Genomic DNA, 4,581 nt, shown 5'->3' with positions numbered 1-4,581 from the left:
GCGCAGCAGGCCCAAGCTCTTTGGGAAAAAGCGGGGCGGCTTCGCCACCCAGCGGGAGCAAGCTCCCTCGCCACAAGGGTTCAGCATGGCTTCAGCGAACAGCGGTATCAGAGGTACGTCGTGGTCAGGCGTATGTCGGCCTCAACCAGATCCTTGGGCGGTGGCGTCGGTTCGATCCCGCACAACCGGGCGATGTTGTTGCCCAGGTAGTCTTCGAGATGATCCTCATCGATGCCCAGGCCCTGCGGTGCCGGTGAGCACAACACCTCCAGCTCGCGCAGCCACATGCCCGGTTCGTTCGGCGGCGAGTCGGTGCCGAACACGATCTTGTTGCGCGGCAGTTCCTTGGCGAACTCGACGATCCGCGACTGGAAGCACCAGCCGGATTCGCAGTACACGTTCGGCGTGTCCATCGCCATCCAGAACGCCTCGAACGAGTAGTTGCCACCGGTCTGGATGCCGAAGTGGCCGATGATGAAATTGACCATCGGGAACTCGCGGATGATCGGGTAGAACATCGTCGGAATCGTGTACGGGCCGTCGCCGGTGTGGATCAGCACCACGATGTTGTACTTGGCGCAGACCTTCATCGCCGGGCGCAACCAGTCCAGCGCCCGATCCGGACGATAGCCGTGCATGTTGGCGTGCAGCTTGAGCATCTTGAAGCCGTATTCCTTGATGTGGAATTCCAGCTCCGCCGCCCCGTTTTCCGGTCCCCAGCGCGGGTTGAAATTGAAGTTGCCGATGAAGCGATCCGGATACTTCACGCAGAGTTCGGCGACGTAAGACATGTAGTCGCGCACGCCCTCGCGACCCCGGCGATTGCCGTCGCGATAACCGGTGTTGCCCGGTGGCGGCTGGATGAAACCCATGTCGATGCGGCGTGGTTTGCCGTTGATCATGTACGGGCCGTCCATCAGTTTGAGCATGCGCTCGCCGGTGAACGGTTCGCCGGTGTGGCGCCAGGCCTCGTCGACCAGGTTGGTGGGGTGCAGATGGGTGTCGATGATCATCGGTTCAGCTCCTGGCCAGTTGCGTGGTGACGGGGCGCTTGAGTTGCGCCTCTGCTTCGGAAACGGAACGCGGCGGCGGGGTGGGCTCGAGGCCGATCATCCGCGCGGTGTTGTTGCCCAGGTATTCCTCGAGGGTGTCCTCATCGAGGTTCAGGCCTTGCGGCGGCTCGTGGCACAGCACTTCGAGCAGGCGCAGCCACATGCCCGGTTCGTTCGGCGGGGTGTCGGTGCCGAACAGGATCTTGTGCGTTGGCAAGACCTTGGCGAACTCGACGATCCGCGATTGCAGGCACCAGCCGGATTCGCAGTAGACGTTGGGCAGCTCCATCGCCCATTGCATCGGTTCGAACACGTAGACGCCGCCGGTCTGCACGCCGAAGTGGGCCATGATGAAATTCACGTTGGGGAATTCCTTGATCATCGGCACCCATTCCGACGGGATGCTGTATGGCCCGTCGCCGGTGTGCAGCTTGACCGGAATGCCCAGCTCGGCGCATTTCTCGAAGCACGGGCGCACCCAGTCCAGCGCCCGGTCAGGCCGGTAGGCGTGCATGTTGGCCTGCATCTGCACCATCTTGAAACCGTGTTGCTTGACGTAGCGCTCGATCGCCTCGACGCCGTTCTCCACGCCGCAGCGCGGGTTGTAGACGAAGCAGCCGATGAAACGATCCGGGTAGGTCTGGACCATTTTCAGGGTGTAGGCCATGTAGGCGTCGATGGATTCACGGCCCGAGAGTTCGCCGTCGGTCCAGGTGTAAATCGTGTTGCCCTGCGGCGGCTGGATGAAGGCTTTGTCGATCCGGCGAGGCTTGCCGTTGACCATGTACGGGCCATCCATCATCTCCAGCAGACGCTCGCCGGTGAACGGGTCACCGTCATGCCTCCAGGCGAGGTCCACGAGATCCGTGGGATAGCAGCTGATATCGATGATCATTGAAGTCGATCTCCTGATAGCGGGGAAGGGAGCCTTGCGGCTCTCGGCATCCACGCCCCGGGCTATCGGCCATTTCTATGCGCAGCACTCGCGCATTCCCTCGCCTGTTCGCATCCGGCCCGGGTGGGTGGTTGCTGAGGGCGAGTATTGGAAAGGGGGGAGGGGTTCGTACAATATTAATTGGGCGCGGTGGTGATACTTGGGCGATATGGGGAAAATCAGGATCAAAAGATCGCAGCCTTCGGCAGCTCCTACACTGATCTGTGCCCTAGCCTAATTCCTCTGTAGGAGCTGCCGAAGGCTGCGATCTTTTGATTTTCGGTGCTCGCTAAGGCGTCAGGGCTGTGTACGCGCAGCCAACTGCCTGATCACCTCAACCACCGGCGCCACCCGCTCAGCCTGCCCGTGCGGCCACACCGCATACAAGTTGTAATGCGCAGCAATCTGCGCTTCGTTCAGCGCCACCAGCCGCCCGCTGCGCAAGGCATCGGCGGCGAGCAAGCCGCGCACCAGCCCCGCACCGACACCGGCTTCAGCCGCCGCAATCAGGTTCGCCGCATTATCGAAAATCACCCGCGCCGCTGGCTCCTCGGGCGGCATTCCGGCGGCGTCCAGCCACGGAATCCACGAGCGTCGCGTATAGCCCAACAGCGGCAACTGCAGAATCTGCGCCGGGCTCAACGGCAGTTGCAAGCCATAGCGTTCAAGCAGCGCCGGCGAAGCCACCGCCAGCACCCGATCGCCACAGATCTGCGTCATCTCGCAGTCATCCCAATCGCCGTAACCGTAACGCAACGCCAGGTCCACGCGCTCGAAGCTGCTGCGGTCACTGCGCGGCATCGACAGCAGCGTCACCTCGTAATCCGGCAGCTCGTCGAGCAACTGCGGCAGGCGCGGGTTAAGCCAGCTCTGCGCCAGTTCACTGTCGACATCCAGGGTCAGGCGTTGCGCCACGCGGTGATTTTTCACCGAGGACAACGCCCGGTCGATCTGCGCCAGACCGTCCGCCAGCACGCTGGCAAACAGTTGCCCGGCGTCGGTGAGGTTGCTGCCGCCACCTTCACGCACAAACAACGGCTGACCGATGAACTCTTCCAGTGCGCGAATCTGCTGGCTGATCGCACTGTGGGTCAGGTCGAGCTTGCGCGCCGCGCTGGAAAAACTGCCACTGCGCGCCGCGTGGATGAACGCACTCATGGACTGCACTGACGGGTATCGCTTGTACATGTTGTTAGTCCTGCTAACAGCGGTTGGCAGAAATCGTCGCTGGCCGCGATTTGCCCGGGGTTCCAATAATCGGTGACCAGGCCCGCACAAAGACGGGCCGCTCTTTTGGAGCCTGACAATGATCGCATTCACGGTTAACGGCGAACGACGCGAGCTGGATGAAGCGTCCCCCTCCATGCCCTTGTTATGGGTACTGCGTGATCAACTGAAACTTACCGGCACCAAATTCGGTTGCGGCATGGGCCTGTGCGGTGCCTGCACCGTGCATCTGGACGGCGTCGCGGTGCGTTCCTGCCAGTTGCCGCTGGCCGCCGTCGCGGGCCACAGCATCACCACCATCGAAGGCTTGTCGCCGACACAAAATCATCCGCTGCAACTGGCCTGGGTCGCCGAAGATGTGCCGCAATGCGGCTACTGTCAATCCGGGCAGATCATGTCCGCCGCCGCGCTGCTCAACACCGGCGCGGCGGTGAGCGACGATTCGATCCGCAATGCGATGTCCGGCAATATCTGCCGTTGCGGCACTTACGGGCGGATCAACAAAGCGATCAAACGTGCGGCGAACGCGCCGAAGGAGGCGTGATGAGCCGGCTCGACGACACCTTGCTCGAACCGTCCCGTCGGGTGTTTCTCAAGCAAGCGGCGACGGTCGCTTCGGGCCTGGCGATTGCCTTGTATCTGCCCTCCGGTATCGCCGCCAGCGACCCGAAAGTGCCGGCCCCGGCCACGGAGTTCGAACCCAACGCCTGGGTGCGGATCTTCCCCGACGGCACGGTGAAACTGGTGGTGCACAAGCATGATTCCGGAACCGGCACGCAGACGGCACTGGCCGCATGCGTGGCCGAGGAACTGGATGTGAACCCGATGACCGTGCAGGTCATCACCCCGGAAGATCCGTTCTTCGAGATCTACATTCACCCGGTCTGGAAAGTCTTCTCCACTGGCGGCAGCACCAGTGTTTCGCTGGAATACGAACGCTTGCGCATGGCCGGCGCCACGGCGCGGGCGCTGCTGATCACGGCGGCCGCACAGCAATGGAAAGTCAGCCCCGACAGTTGCAGCACCGAAGAAGGTCGGGTTATTCACGCGGCCAGCAAACGCAGCCTCGGCTACGGCGAACTGGTCGACGTGGCGGCGCATTTGCCGGCGCCGGCACACGTCGTGCTGAAGGATCCGGCTCAGTTCAAATACATCGGCAAACTGCGGCACAAACGTGACGCGGCGGCCAAGGTCTGCGGGCGCTTCAAGTACAGCATCGACGTGCAGTTGCCGGAGATGCTGGTGGCGGTGATTCAGCGGGCGCCGGTGGTCGGGGCGAAAGTCGTCAGCGTGGATTCGGCGGCGGCATTGCAGGTGCCGGGCGTGCGCAAGGTGATTGCGATTCCGGGGCGGCCCGACGTGCTCGGC

5 protein-coding genes are annotated in these 4,581 nt (G+C 62.7%); 2 read left to right on the top strand and 3 right to left on the bottom strand.

All coding sequences use genetic code 11. The annotated features are described in order from the left end of the window. Window positions 1-107 precede the first annotated feature (107 nt). The 3 genes from DBR18_RS22470 to DBR18_RS22460 all read right to left on the bottom strand — a co-directional run bounded on the left by DBR18_RS22470 (window position 108) and on the right by DBR18_RS22460 (window position 3,174). Window positions 108-1,013: an amidohydrolase family protein gene (locus tag DBR18_RS22470; protein WP_003224037.1), complete on the bottom strand. Its 906-nt coding sequence runs from the start codon at window positions 1,011-1,013 to the stop codon at window positions 108-110. Window positions 1,014-1,017: 4 nt separating this feature from the next. Next, window positions 1,018-1,947 carry an amidohydrolase family protein gene (locus tag DBR18_RS22465; RefSeq protein ID WP_086792694.1) on the bottom strand — a complete coding sequence of 310 codons (930 nt, stop codon included), beginning with the start codon at window positions 1,945-1,947 and terminating at the stop codon, window positions 1,018-1,020. A 336-nt stretch (window positions 1,948-2,283) separates the two neighbouring features. Next, entirely contained in the window at window positions 2,284-3,174 is an 891-nt protein-coding gene (locus DBR18_RS22460) for a LysR substrate-binding domain-containing protein (RefSeq protein WP_108591965.1), read from the bottom strand. 118 nt (window positions 3,175-3,292) lie between these two features. On the opposite strand from DBR18_RS22460, the gene DBR18_RS22455 reads away from it, so the two are divergent. Next, window positions 3,293-3,757 carry a (2Fe-2S)-binding protein gene (locus DBR18_RS22455; RefSeq protein ID WP_108591964.1) on the top strand — a complete coding sequence of 155 codons (465 nt, stop codon included), beginning with the start codon at window positions 3,293-3,295 and terminating at the stop codon, window positions 3,755-3,757. After that, the coding region (locus DBR18_RS29720) for a molybdopterin cofactor-binding domain-containing protein (RefSeq protein WP_256588846.1) at window positions 3,757-4,581 on the top strand (825 nt) is incomplete at its 3' end. The genes DBR18_RS22455 and DBR18_RS29720, both read left to right, overlap by 1 nt.

Origin of the sequence: Pseudomonas sp. HMWF021, from assembly GCF_003061005.1 — a bacterium.
Taxonomy (GTDB): domain Bacteria; phylum Pseudomonadota; class Gammaproteobacteria; order Pseudomonadales; family Pseudomonadaceae; genus Aquipseudomonas.
This window is presented reverse-complemented; position numbering and strand designations above follow the sequence as displayed.